We start from the raw sequence: 16430 nt of genomic DNA, 5'->3' as shown, positions 1-16430 counted from the left end.
CGTATTGCAGAGCGCCGTAGCGTTGCCCCTCGGAGCTGCGCCAGTCCTTGCGAAAGTGGCCTTCTTTGACGTAGCCGCAGGCTTGAAAGACCCGCTGCATGGCGATGTTGTCTTCCCGTGTGGTTCCGGCAATGCGATCTAACTGAGGCCAGATGTTGAACAGATAGCGGGTTAACCACTGGAGTGCCTGCTTGCCAATGCTTTTTCCACGGAACGCTTCACGAATCCGCAGGTCGAAGAGGGGGTAGCCATCATCGACATCCTCCAGGTCATACAGGCGAACAAACCCAACTCGCTCCTGGGAGTTTGACATTATCCAGAAGGTTTGATGGTCGGTGCCGGTAAAGATGCCCGCCTGAATCCAGCTCAGGACTTGCTCTCGGCTGGGGTAGGGATTGACGTGGTAAGGCCAGCGATCGCTCGTCAACCATTCGACCAACAGGTCTTGCTCAGCAGGCAGTTCAAGGGGGATAAACGACAGTTGCATGGCGTTTTTCAGAGAGCACCTCGATCACCGATTGGTAAAGTAGCCAGTGTAGTGGGAGCCCACGGGCTGAAAACCCAGAGATTTGTAGAGGGCGATCGCACCCCAATTATCATCATCAACCCAGAGCTTCACCGCCGAAAACTCCTGAAACAGCTCTCGCAGCACAAAGGCGAGGAGCTGCCTGCCGAAGCCCTGGCGGCGAAAGGGGGCAAAGGTGAAGGCTCCGACAATCATGCCGTGGTGGAGCGTTGCCCCCCGTTTCATCACAGAAACCACTTGCCCCTGGTGCTCCAGGACCGCCACGCGCTTTTGTTGAATCAGTGCCTCCCAGTCGTCGGGCACAATCCGGATACCTCGCTCGGCCTGGTTGGCTGCAAGATAGGCTTGCAGAGCAGGCTTGTCGTCAGGGGTGGCCCAGCGCCCGTTACCCTCTGCGGGAACCTGGGTACAGACCATAATCAGCGAAGTGTACTCTCGCTGGAGGTGATAACTCCGAAGTAAGCGGGGGCGCACCCAATCGCGGCTGGGGAATGAGGTGGCAATGCGCTGGGGGCAGCCTCGGGACTGCACCAGGGGGAGGAGGGCGTCGGTGGTGGTGCGATCGCACCCGGCCAGCGAGACATTTTTGTTGTCTGGGCCTGCCATCAGGGCCCCACAGATATGACTGCGATCGAGAATTTCTGGGTTAGCGGCGGTATGGGCAATGGCCAGCAATTCTCCCTGATTCTGCGGCAATCGACCCATCAAAATAAGGCTGAGAACGTATTCCAAATCTGGATTGAGGTGAGGCCCAGTGGATAACCACTCAACGGCGGCCTGAATCTGTTGCCGGGTCGGAGCCTTAATAATGTCCATCTTCGTCGTGGGAAAATGCGATTACTCTATTGCATCACCCTGAAATGCAGCCTTTCCGCATTGTTGACCTCATCCCTGAGGATAAGGAGCTGATTCAGCAGACGGCGCAGATTGCGTTTGAAGCATCTCAAAGTATCTCGAAAATTTGGTTGCCCACCGTCGAGGCAGCGATTGAAGAAGTTCATGAAAGTTTGAAACGGGAGGGCATCAGCCAGGTGCTGCTGGATGGCGATCGGGTTGCGGCCTGGGTCGGAGCTTCGCTACAGTTCAGCGAACGGGTGCTGGAGATTCATCCTTTAATTGTCGCCAGAGCCTATCAGGGGAACGGGCTGGGCCGACGGATGGTGAATCACGTTGAAGCCTGGGCCAGGCAGCGGGGAGCGTTAACCCTTTGGATTGGTACCAGCGATGAGACCAGGGCCACGTCACTGTCGGGAGTGGATTTGTATGAAAACCCTGGGGCTGCCATCGCCAACTTTCATCAATTGGCTCCCCATCCCTGTGGGTTCTGGTTGCGGCTGGGGTTTTGCATTGTGGGAATATTGCCGGATGCGGAAGGGGTTGGAAAGCCCAGCATTATGATGGCCAAACCCCTGCAGCAAAAGGGAGGAGAGGCGGATGAAGATTGAGATTCTGCCTGCCCAGGTTGAGGATAAACCCGTGTTACGGCATCTGTTGCAGCTGTGTCTGCATAACTACAGCGAGTTCAATGGCAAGGAGATCAATGACTAGGGGCTGTTTGACTACCCCTATCTGGACTACTACTGGACGGAGGCTGGGCGGTATCCGTTTCTGGTGCGGGTAGAGGGGACGTTGGCCGGATTCGTGTTGGTTAGACAGTTGGAGCTAGATGCAGATGAACCGCTTTGGCAGATGGCGGAGTTCTTTGTTCTGAGCAAGTACCGACGACAGGGGATTGGGCGAGAGGTGGCCCATCGAGTGTTTGATCGATTTGAGGGCAGGTGGCAGGTAACCTCCCAGGAGGGTAATCTATCTTCCCAGCGGTTCTGGCAACGGGTGATAGAGGACTATCAACGAAAGAAGCCTGGAGCTGTCTTTCTCCAATAGTTCACAGAGAAGCCCCTCATCTGGTTCGATCAGGGGCTTCTGTCTCCTCGGCAGTACCGATGCTATGGGGTGGTGTGATCACCTATTAAGGCAACAAGACCCGATCCCTTCCTCAGGCGGGAATTGAGGAAATGCGCAGGTTGCTATTGCCTCCGACCCGTCGAGTGCTGTTGACCTGGTTAGCATAGGGAGACCCCATCGCTTCCATAACGGGCTTCGCGAGACCATCCTGAATCCGGAAGGGATCAGCAATGTTAGCGGCATTGATCGCATCTTTGAAGCTGCCGCCCATTACCCAGGTGCCGAGAAAGGCGGGGAAGCTCACCACCGAATCGGCATAGACCTGCTCGGAACCCGAGGCAACTTTGAAGCCACACGCCAGCCATTCATCAATGTGTGAGGCCCCAAAGCAGGCGGTGGAGAACACCATGCGGAACTTGCGCCGATAGGCCACCGGGATTGCCTTGATTTTGTCTGCCACCAGGGCCATGGATACGGCGTCATTGGGGTAGAAGTAGAGTTCATCGTCCAATCCATGGGGGGAAATGATCAAATCAACGGCTTTAACCGAGGGCTTGGCGGCCACCTGCTCCAATTTCTGGCAGAGAGCCGACAGGGTCGCCTGCTGTTCCTGCAGATAGTGGGTATTCCCATAGTGAGGACCGAGCAGGGAGTTGGACGTCAGGGCCGCCCCGGCTTCGACGGCCTCATAGAACTGTTTACTGGCTCCATCCATTTCTTCGCTCAGGGTAATCAGGTGAATGACTTCCCGCTGAGCTTTCAAAACGGGAGGAGTAACGGGCATCACAATGGGCACAGAGGCATTGTTGCCGGTATGGAAATAGGGGCCTTTGTGAACCCGGCCATCGGCATCGACGCGAAACTCCAGAGCCAGAATATCGGGCACCTCCTGGGTAAAAGTCCCGAAGGGGGTGCTGATACGAACGGTATTGCGGTCAACCCATTCCTGGGATAATCCTGAAAATTCGCCGTTGCTGTTGGTTCTGCCTTCGTAGATTCTGTCGTTGCCGTTGCCGCCCTGGTCGAGGTCGTAAATCTGGACTCGGGCATTGACGACAGGGGTTTGCATGTCGTTGTAGAGGACCTTTCCACCTAATGCTAATCGAGACATTGTTTTCTCCTTAATTGAGGATGTAAATCAGGTTGCGAAGTTGCATTTGGAGAATTTTTGGGTTATTTGAAGTCGGTTGAAGACTTCTCTAAGGCCTCAAAAAAACTCTCTAATGCTTTGAATAGGTCCACTATCGAAGCAGCAGGTTCCCCCAAGCACCCATGCATCAGCTCCCTAAAATTCCTTACGATTCAAGGGTTGCCAGACTTAGGGGTAGGAGATTTTCCTGGGGGATGCCCTGAAGTTTGTCGGCCAGTGCTCTGCGGAAGGAACTTAGGGGAATCCCCGAAGTAAATGTAGTTCCCAGAAGTGCGAGATTTCTGCTGTGTAGGGCTTTTGGGATTTTGAGATGAGATAAAGCCTGGGGGCAGAACCGTTCGCGATAACGGAATCGTAGTTCACTACGCAATTCACTTACGGAGAACCTATTATGCCTCGTATTTCAAAGGTTGAACTTAAAGTTCTGTCCATGTCTTCCTCTAATGCCACTTTAGAAGTTGAGGTGACGACCAGCTTCTATTCCAGAGAAATTGCTTCTAATGCCGTTTTTGACTGTGAGGTAATTCTCGAGAATGAAGATGGTTTGGGCGATCTCGACATCCGGTGTAAGACCATTGGTCGGACCTGGATGGTTGCCAGCAGTGAACCAGTTACCAAATCTGTTAAGGCAACAGTTGATCGCAATTTCCTCAATGAAGACTTCACACTTTTCCCAGGTGGCCCTGGAGATACCACTGATGAGTGGCGTGCCAAGGTGAAATTGACGCCATTTTCTCCGCCTGCGGAGACGGTGGCAATTTCGAACACCATTCGGCGAGAGTTCCAGCCGTAATGAGTATGCCCCTGCTCTGCTCCATCAGGTCAGGGCGGGGGATTTGATAAAAGGAACTGACTAAAGCAGGGCTTGTAGCGTGAGAAAGCAACTTCCACTGCTACAAGCCCCCTTCCTAAAACAGACCTGGAACTCATTCACCTTTTGAAAACTTTTGTCTCAAAATGCAAAGACCTATTGACAAGATGATCAGGGAGAGGGGTTCTGGATAATGCTGGATATTATCCCTGTAGTTCAGCTTTTTTCCGTAATTCGCAGAAAAAACAACGTAGCTACCGATATCTAGCCTAAAGCCCCCTATAGGTAGATATAGCCATGAAAAACCTTGAGCAGCTCACGAAGTGGGACTATGGATAGCTGCCCCCCAGGTAGAGACGCCTGGATTGCTCAGGATGCATGGCAATAGAAGGGTCAACATACTTTTGACAAAGATCTGCCCTTCACCAGATACCTAAGCTTTCAAACTGAGCACCTGAATTCAGCCCAACAAACCTCAGGTTGACTCCTGGATACTGATCCTTAGCAGCACCCTGTACTTCAAAAATCTCATTATCTGGCCTCTTGAGAGGTCATTAAAGCTTTTTCCTGAATCGTCATTCAAGTTCGTTTTGGCTTGCCAAAAGGTTCGCCCAAAACTTTTCATTCCCCTAGCCCCCAAGAGCCATGACTACGAATATCTTTGCCCTGCTGGTTGGTATCAACGAGTATCAGGCTGTCAGCAAACTCCGAGGCTGCGTCAACGATGTTGAAGCGGTTCAGCAGTTTTTGACTGAAAAATATAGCGTTCCAGAAGATCATATCCGGCTTCTTAGAGACAAAGAGGCTACTCGTCAGAATATTCTGGATACCTTTCGAACGTTTCTGATTCAGAATCCTAATATTCAGAGAGGGGATCAGATCCTGTTCTGGTATAGCGGTCACGGTTCCCGGATGCGAGACCCCTTTGGTATAGAGCCCGATGGCTACCTGGAAACCCTGGTACCCCAGGATAGCCGCACCAAAGATATTCACGATATTCCCGATAAGGTCATTGCCAGGCTCCTTGAAGACCTGGCGGAAGCAAAGGGGGATAACGTTACCATCGTCCTGGATAGCTGCCATTCGGGCTCTGGGACTCGCGAAATTGAAGTGGAAGGAGAGACCGTTGCCCTGGCTCGTGAAGTACCAGCGGACGATCGCATTCCCCCAGCAGATTTAGATGCAGAATTACTCAAGATATTTGGTGGTGCGAGTGGGCAACCCAGCGGTTGGTCATCTCCTACAACTCCCTATGTGCTGCTGGCAGGGTGCCGGAGTCATGAGCAATCGAATGAGTATTTGGTGCCTGTGGAAGGGGATACCAAGGTCTGGCATGGGACGCTGACCTACTTCACATTAAAAGCGCTTGAAACTATTGCTCCAGATACGACCTATGCCGATATTCACGAACGGGTATCTGCCCAGGTGAATGGCATCTACCCCACTCAGATGCCCCAGTGTGAGGGCGATCGCAATCGTGCAATTTTTGGGGGAGCCAGGGTCGAGCGAGATAACTTCGTGCTGGTGCGGGAGTTTGATGGCGATACGATCACCCTGGGAGCGGGATTAATTATGGGCATTACCCCAGGCACCAGGCTGGCACTTTATGAGCCTACAGTACGAAACCAGAGCCACTTACCTAAGCAGCCTTTAGCGATGGTTGAAGTGACTTCTGCCCAGGCGACGTTCTCCAAAGCCAGCATAGAAGCTGAGAACCAGGATGCTTTTGTGGCCCATGTTAGTCGCTGGGCAGAAGAGACTTTTGGCAGCCCAGAAGGAGCCAGCCAAATCGCGTCTGAACCCCTTCAATCGGAATCAGACGGGACAAAAACACCGACTAAAGTAAAACGAGAAGCATTGACTCTTGGGAACCCAGCAGGAGCCAGCCAGCTTGCCTCTAAGTCTCTCAAAGGGGTGATTGCTCGGGGTGTGGTGACAGAACGGGCTTATGTGTCTATTCCTCAAACCGTTAGCCTGTGGGCTGAGGAGGGAGCGGAAAATCAAGCGGCGATCGCCCGTCTACGTAGCTCTTTGGAGTCGCCCCATTATCGGGTATTAGAGGAACCTGCCAGGGATGCCAAATTGCATATGGTTGCGGTGGATGGTCAGTACTTCATTCGCAATTTTCAGGAAGAGTTACTGGTAGAGCCGGTTGCCTGGGGAGATGGCGATGTGGCTAAGGTCAGCTACGCTCTGGAAAATATTGCTCGCTTCCAAACTCTGTTAGGACTGAAGAATGAGGAGAGCGGGTCGGTTTTGGAAGGCAATATCAAAGTGCGCCTTCAGCCAGCATTCTCAACACCGGAAAAGGTAGACGCTGTATCAGATGGCAGCAAGACCCCCACTAAAACAAAACGAGAGGCTCTACTACCGGAAGGGGCAATCGGAGCGGGTGGAGAAATCAGCCTTATCTTTGACTCTGAGAATCCTGACAAAAACCTCTATGTGGTGGAGGTTGAAAATACCTCTCCCCGCAATGTCTACCCCCACGTTTTTGTGATGAGCGCTGACTACAGCATTCAGCGGCTTTATCCAGAGGATGGGCTAGAGAAAGCACTTGCGCCAGAACAGAAGCTTGTTGTACAGCCTTCCACCGGAGGCAGCCGTCTGGAAATTTATCTGGACGACGAAGGCAAGTGGGATTCTAGCCATGACTATGTTCTGGTCATAGCGGCGACCTCGCCCAGTAATTTATCTGGGTTAGAGCAAAGCGGGCTGGATATTCCAGATTTAAACCGAGGGCAGACGAAAAAAGCAACCCCAAAATCTGCTCTGGACGTTCTAATGCAAACTCTGCTGGACCGCATTGGTGATCGTGGTGTCCGTAAGCAGCGAGTCTTACCTCAAGACGATTGGACGACTGTGCTTGTACCCTGGACGACCGTCCGTAAGAATGCCGCTGTGACTTTAGAGAAGTCAGCCGATCGCATTGATCTGGGAGATGGGCTGACCCTGGTGAAGCCTAAAGGTTTTACGGGCGAGGTGATTGTTACCACCGTGACCCAGGGCACACGGGGGGCAGAGGGCGATCCAATGCTGGAACCGCCGCCGGGGTTGGCAGCCTTTGGTGAGCTATTCCAACCGCTGGAGCGGGTTGGGGTTCGCAGTGTGGGGCCATCCCAGTTGGTGATTGCCTTTGACCTGGATGATGCCTCGCGGCGGAGCATTACGCCGAGCAATCCTTTAGGGCTGGAGATTCAAGGAGCTGCGGGAGAGGAAGGGGCGGAGTATTTGCCGGTGATTTTCGATGGTGAAGATTATCTGCTGGCGGGCTATGGGGTGCCGGGGAGTAACCGGGTGAACCTGGTTGAGCTGCCAGCCGCCGTAATCCCGGAAGGAGACGGACAGCCCACGAAACGGGGATTGCTGCGAACGCTGCGGCTGTTCCTCTACAAGAAGATGGGACGGTACACACAGCTGACCGGGTTGCACCGGGCAGAGTTGGTGGATGGCAAGGCGGTTTACCACGACGTAGACCGCAGGCAATTTCAATCGGGGCAGCGGGTAGCGCTGTTTGTCCATGGCTTTACGTCGGATACGGGTTGGATGATTCAGGGACCAGCTCAGTTTTTGCAGCAAGAGGTGGTGCCCTACGACCATTTCTTGACCTGGGACTATGAGACGTTTGGCACGGGCATTCAGGAAAACGGGGAAAGGCTGGCGCTGGCGCTGAAGCAGCAGTGCGGGTTTGGATCTGAGGATGGCATTACGCTGGATGTGTTTGCCCACAGTATGGGTAGCCTGGTGTGCCGCTCGATGATTGAGCTGTCGGGTGGGTATGAGTTTGTCGATCGGCTGGTGATGGCGGGGCCACCAAATATGGGTTCGACGCTGGCGACCAGTGGACGGGGTTTGCTGTTTTTGGCGAATATGCTGCTGAATTCGGCTTCGCTGGTGCCGCCTGTGGGGTTGGCGCAGAAGGTGCTGGAGCAAATTCTGGAGCAGGGGGTAGGGCTGCAGGATTTGGCGGTAGATTCGGAGATTTTGAAGCAGTTGAACAGCCTGGAAGAGCCGTCGAATGTACCTTATCTGGTTTTGGCGGGTGAGAATTTGGTGGATGAGGCAGGGTATAAGCGGTTGAATCGGTTGGCACAGAAGGTGCTGGATACGTCGCTGGATGCAATTTTTGGTGAGCAGAATGATGTGGCGGTGGGGCTGTCGAGTTTAAGGACAGTGCGTAGGGGTGGATATCCAGAGAACAAGCTAAAGGTAATACCCTTGCCCTGTAATCATTTCCAATATTTTTCACATCCCAAGGGAAGAAAAGCAATTAGGGAATGGTTAGGAATTTCCTTTTGAACAAATCTTGATGAAAAATCGTTGGTATTTTCATCATTAGCTGGAGAAGCTAGAAATGATTAATCCAGAAACAAAAGAAAGAATTAATTTTCTTGAGAAGAAGTCAATCGAATCCTGGGAACAGAAAAAGTATGAACAGGTCATAGAGCTTTGCAGTGAGCTACAGCATATTGCCAGTTATATCTCAGGAAATAATCCAGAGTTTGCTCTTAAACTTACTGCTTTTAGTAGCAGCGGGTTGGCAGAATCATATCGAGCTAAATACCAATATTTAACAGCAAAATTTTATTATCAAAAGGTTCTAGAGATCGATCGGAAACTTTTAGGCGATGATCATCTTCAAGTTGCCATTAGCCTCAATGGTTTGGCAAATTTATACCAGGATATGGGTCAGTATGAAGATGAAGAGGCACTATTGAAGCAGGTTCTTAACATTCGCCTGAAAAATCAAGGAGATGATCATTTTGATGTTGCAAAAAGTCTTTATACCTTAGCTCAACTTTATCGATCAACAGGTAAGTATCAAGATGCGGAGCTATTTTATCAAAAAGCTCTTGATATTTATAGGAAAGCCCAAGTCAATGAAGATCCTGATGTTTCAACTATCCTTAATGGTTTAGCCGGACTATATCAAGCAATAGGCAAGTATGAGGAGGCCGAGAATCTCTATCAAGAAGCTTTAGATATTGATGCTAAAACCCTAGGAGAAGCAGACCCAAAATTTGCAACTAGTCTTAATGGTTTAGCCGGACTATATCAAGCAATAGGCAAGTATGAGGAGGCCGAGAATCTCTATCAAGAAGCTTTAGATATTGATGCTGAAACCCTAGGAGAAGCAGACCCAAAATTTGCAACTAGTCTTAATAACTTAGCTTGGTTATACCAAGAAATAGGCAAGTATAAAGAAGCAGAAATTCTTTTTCAGAGAGCCATTAAGATTAAGGAAAGATTACCGAACAAGGAAACAGTTTCCCTCGCAGCAACTCTTAATAATTTAGCATGGATGTACTATAAAACAGGTAATTATTGTAAATCAGAACTACACCATCAAAAGGCTCTTAAAATTCGCTATAAGTTGCTAGACGAGAAACACCCTGACATTGCAACTAGCCATCACAATTTAGGTGCGCTATACCAAGCTATAGGCAAATACAATATTGCCGAGTATCATTATCAAAAATCACTTGAAATTGCTCTTGCTGTTCTAGGAGAAGCTCATCCTGATATCGCAACTGCATACCATAACCTAGGAACATTATATCAAGCTATGGGTGGATACAATGTCGCAGATTCTTATTATAAAAAAGCTCTTACAATCGATCTCAAGACACTTGGAGAAAAACATCCTAAGGTAGCTCATGACCTTCATAGCTTAGCCTATATGTACCAAGTAACTAGAAACTATGCTGAAGCGGAAATTCGTTACTTAAAGTCTCTTGAAATCCGCTGCGATACGTTAGGACAGGAGCATCCTGACGTTGCAAGCAGCCTCAATAATTTAGCTGTATTATATTGCTTGATGGGAAGAGACTCAGAAGCAGAATTAGCGTATAAAAAATCGCTTTACATAAACACAAAGCTCTTTGGAAAAAACCACAGAACTGTTGCAGATATCCACCACAATCTAGGAGCTTTGTATTATGTTCAAGATAATTATAAACAGGCTACAACCCATTATAATTTAGCCTATGAGTTAAGTAGAGACATATTTGGAGAACAGCATCCCGATGTTGCTAGCACCCTCACCGGTTTAGCAGAAACTTATCATGCATCTGGACATTACAGAAAAGCTTACCGCTGTTGTTCAAAAGCTCTTAAATATCGTTTAAAAACGATGGGAAGCAATCATCCTGAGGTTGCTACAAACCTCCAGCAGATAGCTCTATTGTCTATTTCCCTTGGAAACAAAGAAAAGGCAGTCGATAACTTTTGTAAGGCGATAGAAATTAGAGATTGGGTGATTGGAGAAGTTTTCTCGTTTAGCTCAGAAATGACACGAATGGCATATGTGCAAAAAGAGAAAAGAACTCATTCCCTGTTTTTGTCATTTCTTCTTCAGTACTTTCCTGACGATTGCTTAAAAATACAATTGGGTTTGAATTTGCTGTTACGCAGGAAGTCAGTTGGAGCTGAATCATTAGCAATTCAATTGAATGCTCTTTGGACTAATCGTTACCCTAATCTCGAAGCTAAGTTCTCAGCACTTATTGATTTAACAAAACAAATAAGCCAGAAGATAATTGATGGACCTCGCTTTCAGGATAATCAATCGTATCAACAGCATTTGGCAGAATGGCAACAACAAAAGGAGCAGTTGGAATCAGCATTGGTTCGTCAAATCCCTGAGATGAATTTAGCTAAGAAAATTCAGTTAGCAGATTGCAATAATGTCGCCAGCTCCCTGCCTACAAACTCCGTTCTAGTCGAATTTGTGTATTTTCACAATTATTCTTTCAAAGCAGTTCCAGCACGAGGCGAAAAGCAGTGGGAACCATCGCGGTATGTTGCTTTTGTTCTACATGCTGGTGAACCTGAGCAAATACGCTTGATCAATTTGGGTGAAGCTGAGCCCATTAATCAAATGATTAAGACCTTTAGAACGTTGATCACTCGTGAACAAGAAGAAAGCAATAGGACCCTAGTTAATGATGCCCAAGAAGCCGCTAAGCGACTTGCCCGTCCTGAAACTCCCGTTTCTTCTCCTCTCGTTGACAATGGTCATGAGCTGAGAGCCAAAATTTTTGATCCGCTTCTCCCTGCCATTGGCAATTGCAAGCGCCTCTTCATTGCTCCCGATGGCGACCTCAGCCGCTTACCTTTCGAGGTGCTCCCTACCGATGACGGGCATCGCCTCATCGATCACTACACTATCAGCTACCTCAGCACCGGGCGCGACGTTCTCCGCTTTGGTGCCCCCTCCACAGGGGAACCTACTCCACCTATCGTTGCCGCTGACCCAGACTTTGACCTTGAAGGTAGTGCTCCAATTACTGAACCATCCCCTGAACCGGAAGATCCTACTGCTATTGGTAACTCAGACCGTTCCATTTCCCACAGCCGCATCTCTCGCGACTTCGACCGGGGCATCCACTTTGGCCGATTGCAGGGCACTCGCACCGAAGGCGAACGCATCGCTCAGCTCCTCGGCGTCAACCCCCTGTTAGGAGCCGAGGTTCGAGAAACACCCCTCAAAGCCTGCCAATCTCCCCAAATTCTGCACATTGCCACCCACGGCTTCTTCCTTGAAAACCAGAAGCAAGACCCCAACGAAGACAAACTAGGCGCAATGGGCCTGATGGACATCTCACCCGAAGGCTCCATCGGACGCCTATCCGCTGCTCACATCGAAAATCCCCTCCTGCGTTCAGGGCTTGCCCTCGCTGGAGCCAACACCTGGCTAAAAGACGGCACCATTCCCGAAGACGCCGAAGACGCCATCCTCACCGCTGAAGACGTAACCGCTATGGACTTACTAAGTACCGAGATGGTGGTTCTTTCCGCCTGCGAAACAGGTTTAGGCGAAGTGCAAACCGGAGAAGGCGTCTTTGGACTGCGTCGCTCCTTCATTCTGGCAGGTGCCAAAACCTTGGTCATGAGCCTCTGGAAAGTGCCCGACAAACAAACCCAGGAACTGATGGAAGACTTTTACAAGCGCATCCTGGCAGGGCAACCCCGTGCAGAGGCATTGCGAGGAGCACAGTTAGAAATGAAGAGAAAGTATCCAGACCCGCTCTACTGGGGTGCCTTTATTTGTCAGGGCGATCCAGGTCCGTTAAAGACTTATCTATATCAACACTCAACCTAACAATTCTGCAAGGATGGATGATATGAACAATTTTAACTTGAATGCCTTTGATCTGTCTGATCCACAAAGAACTATCTCTCAATTAGACCACGAAATTCTAGAACTTTATCAAAACGGGGAAATCGAAAGGGCAATTCAACTTGCTGCAAGTATTAATCAATTCACTAAGCAGATTTGGGAGGACAGACTGGAGCAATACTATGAAATTAGTCTCTCTCTAAATATATTTAGTTTGGACAAAATGGCATGGCTATACCGAACAATAGAAGACTTTTCTTCTGCAGAAATATGTTATCAAGAGGTCCTAAAAGTTCGGCGCGATGTTTTAGGGGAGAATCATCCCCACGCCATTCAATCTTTGAAGAACCTCATATTATTCTATAAAGAAATCGGTGAAACAATTAAAGCAGAACCTTTTTTATTAGAACTAACTGAAATCAGGAGTAATATCTTAGGGTCGAGAAGCCCAGAATTTGCTGGTGATTTGATTCAACTGGCGGAGTTTTACCGCGAGATAGAGAATTACGACAGAGCTGAAAAAATATTCTTAGAAGCGTTAGATATTTGTCGGAATGCATTTGGAGAAGTGCATCTCGCGGTTGCAGCTTGTCTTGATCAATTATCAACTTTGTACAGCGCAAAGGAAAACTTTGCTGAAGCAATACCTCCTCTTCAACAAGCCTCAGATATTTGGCGTAGGCTTCAGGGAGATACAAGCCTGAGCGTTGCTCTTAGTCTTAGTAATCTAGCATTTTTGCACGAAAAGATTGGAGACTCCACAAACGCCATCTCTCTTTACCATGAGGCGTTGGAAGCATATCAAAAAATACAAGGTAAGGAATTAGAAGTTGCTGACCTTCTAGAGAAACTGGTTAAGCTCTATTATTCGAGAAATGATTATAGACAGGCATTGCCTCTTTGCCGGGAGGTGCTTGAACTGAGAAACCAAATGCAAGTCAAGAATGAATTCAAAATTGCTGGAGACACTGTTATTTTAGCAAATTTATATGCCAGATTAGGCAAGCTTGAGAAGGCGAGGGGTTGCCTAAATTCAATTGACGATTTCTATCAATCAAAAGATTTTATGGATAATGATTGTCTCGATAAAGCAGCCCTCTTCAGTAATTTAGCTCATATATATTTTGAAGTAGGCGACTATAAGAAAGCAGTAGATTTTTATGAAAGTTCTCTGAAATCTCTAAAATACCACTTTGAAGTAGACATACACGAATTAAAAAAAACTATATCTCAACATTATGATCAATATGATGAACCTAATGCAATAGCTCATCCTTCTTTTTGGTTGATTTCCAACAGTTTAATGGGTCTAGGAATGATTCATCTTAAGATGGGCGATTTTGTCAAAGCTGAAAGGCTCTTTAATGAGGTAAAAGAGATTTATCACACGGTTTTAGGAGCTTACCCGTCTTCAAAGAAAGAAAGCCTAGAAATAGCCTCCTTGTATGATCAGCTTGGATTAATTTATAAAACAATAGGAGGATTTGATGAGTCAAGAATGCTTTATGAACTTGGTTTAGACATTTCAAAAGAACTTGGGTCTGACTATGCTGATTTGTCGGTGGGGGATTTTGATCGATCACTATACTTTTACTTTAAAGCTATAGATATTTATAAAAAAATCAAACCCAATTCTATTGGCTTATATGGTAGTCTTTTTAACTTGGCAGGGCTTTGCAGGGTGACTGGTAGACCTGATGTAGCAAAAGCGCTCCTCGAAGAATCTCTCCAAATTCATGCTATGAACGAAGAGTCTAGTTTTGCTGCCAAAGCATTACATTCCTTAGCCATAACTAATTATTTATTGGGGGATTATGAGAGTGCGAAAAAATGTTGTTCTGAATCTCTTAAGCTCTACAAGAAGTATTTTGGCGAGAAGCATCCCGATATTTCTCTTATTCTATTTCTAATGGCCGATGCTCATGTCGCGACAGGCAATATTGATGAGGCTTTTTCTTTTATGAAATCATCAGAGAGTATTCTCGATGAATCAATTGGGCATATCTTTTCTTTTAACTCTGAAGATTCACGAACGTCATATCTTCAGCAAATAAAATGTAATCTTGACTTCTTCATTTCTTTTCTAATCCTATATTTTCCACGATCGCTCTCGAAGCTAGAATTTGGCTTCGAGCTAGTTTTAAGAAGAAAAGCAATTGGAATTGAAGTATTGGTAGTTCAACAAAACATCTTTCTGGCAGAGCGATATCCACATCTTAAATCTCGATTAAATCAATTGATCCAATTACGTAATTTGATAGGACAAAAAGTTCTCTCCGGATTAGATGAAGAAGGCATTTCGGCACATCAGAAAAAACTGGAGAGGTGGAATCAGAAAAAAGATCAAATTGAGGCGGAATTGACACGGCAGATTCCTGAAATGGATGTTACTCAGAAGTTGCGTTCAGTAAGCTTAAGCGAGATTTCTGCATCATTGCCCCATAACTCTACGCTGCTTGAATTCATGCGCTTTAGATTTCATGACTTTAAAGCGATTTCGGAAAAGGGGCAAAACCAGAGATATACAGAACATTATGCTGTTTTTATACTTTCTCTTAACAAGGTTGAACCAATACAGTTGGTTGATTTAGGTGAAGCTGATTTAATTGACCAAATGATTAAAACTTTCAGAGTATTTATTACTCATGATCGAGAAGAAAGCAATAAAACTCTAGTTAATTATGGGCAAGAAGCCGCCGAACGTCACGCACGTGCCGAAATACCTCTCTCTTCTCCTCTTATTCATAATGGTCTTGAGCTGAGAGCTAAAATCTTTGATCCACTTCTCCCCGCCATTGGCAACTGCAAGCACCTATTCCTTGCTCCTGATGGTGACTTAACCCTGATTCCCTTTGAAGTGCTTCCCACTGATTGTGGACAACTCCTCATTGACCACTACACTATTAGCTACCTCAGCACTGGACGTGATTTTCTTCGCTTCAACGCTCCTTCTAGTGAACCAACCCTTCCTATAGTCGCCGCCGATCCGGATTTTGACCTTGAGGGTAGTATCTTGGGCTCTACTCCATCGTCTGAATCAAAAGAGTTTATGGCGGTTGAAAACGCAAATCGCTCTAATCGCTATAGCCAAATCTCTCGCGACTTTTACAAAGGAATGTATTTCGAAAGATTGAAGGGTACTAGTACTGAGGGCAAACAGATCGCTAAACTCCTGAATGTTAAACCTTGGTTAGGGTCTGATGTTCGAGAATTACGTCTCAAGGCTTGTCGTTCACCTAAAATTTTGCATATTGCAACTCATGGCTTTTTTGTGAAAAAAACACAAAGTAATTTCTTTCTAGATGAACCATATCTGAATCATCTTGGTACAACTCAGTCTTTTAATGAGGCGTTGGGCACACTTGCATTAAATGGATTCATACCTGTTGATCGCGATGGCAATGAAATTTTTTATGAGCGTTTATCTGGGCTTGGTATTGGGTTAAACAATCCATTACTTCGCACAGGGCTAGCTCTCGCTGGAGCCAATACTTGGCTAAAAAACGGTATCTTACCCGAAGATGCTGAAGACGCTATTCTTACTGCTGAAGATGTAACGGCTATGAATTTGATGGGCACTGAAATGGTTGTTCTTTCTGCCTGCGAAACTGCTTTAGGTGAAGTCCAGCCTGGAGAAGGTGTATTTGGTCTGCGTCGTTCCTTCGTTCTAGCAGGTGCCAAAACTCTGGTCATGAGCCTCTGGAAAGTGCCCGACAAGCAAACCCAGGAACTGATGGAAGACTTTTACAAGCGCATCCTGGCAGGTCAACCCCGTGCAGAGGCCTTGCGAGGAGCACAGTTAGACATGAAGAAAAAATATCCTAACCCATACTACTGGGGTGCCTTCATCTGCCAGGGCGATCCGAGCCCGTTAAAGACACTTCCCTCTTCTGCCGCTCAACATGATTAACACCTT

The 16430-nt window shown here is 47.5% G+C and carries 8 protein-coding genes and 1 pseudogene; 6 read left to right on the top strand and 3 right to left on the bottom strand.

Annotated elements, in window-relative coordinates:
- Positions 1-64: 64 nt before the first annotated feature.
- Positions 65-487: pseudogene (locus tag ACQ4N7_RS20230) on the bottom strand (GNAT family N-acetyltransferase); the annotation flags it as partial.
- 24 nt (positions 488-511) lie between these two features.
- Entirely contained in the window at positions 512-1342 is an 831-nt protein-coding gene (locus ACQ4N7_RS20225) for an N-acetyltransferase family protein (protein WP_430713295.1), read from the bottom strand.
- 44 nt (positions 1343-1386) lie between these two features.
- On the opposite strand from ACQ4N7_RS20225, the gene ACQ4N7_RS20220 reads away from it, so the two are divergent.
- Both ACQ4N7_RS20220 and ACQ4N7_RS20215 read left to right on the top strand, forming a co-directional pair.
- The gene (locus ACQ4N7_RS20220) at positions 1387-1971 is read left to right on the top strand and encodes a GNAT family N-acetyltransferase (protein WP_430713294.1); all 585 of its coding nucleotides are present in this window, start codon (positions 1387-1389) and stop codon (positions 1969-1971) included.
- A 106-nt stretch (positions 1972-2077) separates the two neighbouring features.
- The gene (locus ACQ4N7_RS20215) at positions 2078-2410 is read left to right on the top strand and encodes a GNAT family N-acetyltransferase (protein WP_430713303.1); all 333 of its coding nucleotides are present in this window, start codon (positions 2078-2080) and stop codon (positions 2408-2410) included.
- 112 nt (positions 2411-2522) lie between these two features.
- Here the strand turns inward: ACQ4N7_RS20215 and ACQ4N7_RS20210 are convergent, their stop codons facing one another.
- Entirely contained in the window at positions 2523-3542 is a 1020-nt protein-coding gene (locus ACQ4N7_RS20210) for a hypothetical protein (RefSeq protein WP_430713293.1), read from the bottom strand.
- A 430-nt stretch (positions 3543-3972) separates the two neighbouring features.
- Here ACQ4N7_RS20210 and ACQ4N7_RS20205 point away from each other — a divergent pair, with 430 nt between their 5' ends.
- The 4 genes from ACQ4N7_RS20205 (at position 3973) to ACQ4N7_RS20190 (ending at position 16424) form a co-directional block, all read left to right on the top strand.
- Positions 3973-4374, top strand: a complete 402-nt coding sequence (locus tag ACQ4N7_RS20205; RefSeq protein WP_430713292.1) for a hypothetical protein — start codon at positions 3973-3975, stop codon at positions 4372-4374.
- A gap of 663 nt (positions 4375-5037) precedes the next feature.
- Positions 5038-8691 (top strand): caspase family protein, encoded by a 3654-nt coding sequence (locus tag ACQ4N7_RS20200; RefSeq protein ID WP_430713291.1) that lies wholly within the window; start codon positions 5038-5040, stop codon positions 8689-8691.
- A 55-nt stretch (positions 8692-8746) separates the two neighbouring features.
- Entirely contained in the window at positions 8747-12496 is a 3750-nt protein-coding gene (locus ACQ4N7_RS20195; RefSeq protein WP_430713290.1) for a CHAT domain-containing tetratricopeptide repeat protein, read from the top strand.
- A gap of 22 nt (positions 12497-12518) precedes the next feature.
- Entirely contained in the window at positions 12519-16424 is a 3906-nt protein-coding gene (locus ACQ4N7_RS20190) for a CHAT domain-containing protein (protein WP_430713289.1), read from the top strand.
- The last annotated feature ends 6 nt before the right edge of the window (positions 16425-16430 follow it).

Origin of the sequence: Nodosilinea sp. AN01ver1 (assembly GCF_050565655.1) — a bacterium.
Lineage (GTDB): Bacteria > Cyanobacteriota > Cyanobacteriia > Phormidesmidales > Phormidesmidaceae > Nodosilinea.
The sequence above is the reverse complement of the archived record's forward strand: the minus strand, read 5'-3'. Positions and strand labels throughout refer to the sequence as shown.

Excerpts from the sequence above, each read along its gene's own strand:
- ACQ4N7_RS20190 (WP_430713289.1), top strand. The coding sequence starts at position 12,519 with ATGAACAATTTTAACTTGAATGCCTTTGATCTGTCTGATCCACAAAGA.
- ACQ4N7_RS20195 (WP_430713290.1), top strand. The coding sequence starts at position 8,747 with ATGATTAATCCAGAAACAAAAGAAAGAATTAATTTTCTTGAGAAGAAG.
- ACQ4N7_RS20205 (WP_430713292.1), top strand. The coding sequence starts at position 3,973 with ATGCCTCGTATTTCAAAGGTTGAACTTAAAGTTCTGTCCATGTCTTCC.
- ACQ4N7_RS20210 (WP_430713293.1), bottom strand. The coding sequence starts at position 3,542 with ATGTCTCGATTAGCATTAGGTGGAAAGGTCCTCTACAACGACATGCAA.
- ACQ4N7_RS20220 (WP_430713294.1), top strand. The coding sequence starts at position 1,387 with ATGCAGCCTTTCCGCATTGTTGACCTCATCCCTGAGGATAAGGAGCTG.
- ACQ4N7_RS20225 (WP_430713295.1), bottom strand. The coding sequence starts at position 1,342 with ATGGACATTATTAAGGCTCCGACCCGGCAACAGATTCAGGCCGCCGTT.
- ACQ4N7_RS20200 (WP_430713291.1), top strand. The coding sequence starts at position 5,038 with ATGACTACGAATATCTTTGCCCTGCTGGTTGGTATCAACGAGTATCAG.